Raw genomic sequence first — 627 nt, forward strand, 5'->3', positions numbered from 1 at the left:
CTATAAACAGTCCGACGTTCTGCACAGCGTGCGGAAATTCCATGGGTTGGCTTTCTATGGACGCGTAATAGACGCCGGACTGTTGAACCTCATAGGGCCCGGTTTGCGCTCCCTTACCACTTGCAGACGTCAGGATCTCTCCATTCGAGTCTCTTAGGGCGATCATTAGTTCGTTTGTATCGAGCGAACCGGAAATTTGGTCTTCGGGAGCAAATAGACTGACAACGGTTCCGGTTTCCAAACGGACCGCAAACCAATCTGCATCCCCCCGCGCGATCAAGGAGACATCGACCGAAGAACCAAGGTTCAAGTCTCCCGCTGTATCAAGCGTGCTTCCAAAATCGTCGGGTCCGAGGTCATGTAAAGTGATGCTGTATGGTACTGGACTTGTGGTGGGCGAGAGCGGTCCCAGCGCCGCCCAGAAGGCGATGAAATATTCGCCGGTTTCTCGGACAGTAAACGGTATGTGGCCATATTCACCAAATCCGAACACAGCAACCTCTTCCGAGTCCATGAGGAAGAGCGAACTCTCTATCAAAGCGACATCGGTCGGCAAAAGTTCCCACGACACGGAATAGACTTGTTCCGCTTCCAAAAGCACCCTGAAAAAATCTTCATCAGAGGCGA

At 52.2% G+C, this 627-nt stretch carries 1 protein-coding gene; it reads right to left on the reverse strand.

Features of this window, described 5'->3' with window-relative positions:
• The coding region (locus tag RXV88_RS23625; protein WP_316296187.1) for a hypothetical protein at positions 1-627 on the reverse strand (627 nt) is incomplete at both ends.

Source organism: Aestuariicoccus sp. MJ-SS9 (assembly GCF_032586235.1).
Taxonomy (GTDB): Bacteria; Pseudomonadota; Alphaproteobacteria; order Rhodobacterales; family Rhodobacteraceae; genus Aestuariicoccus.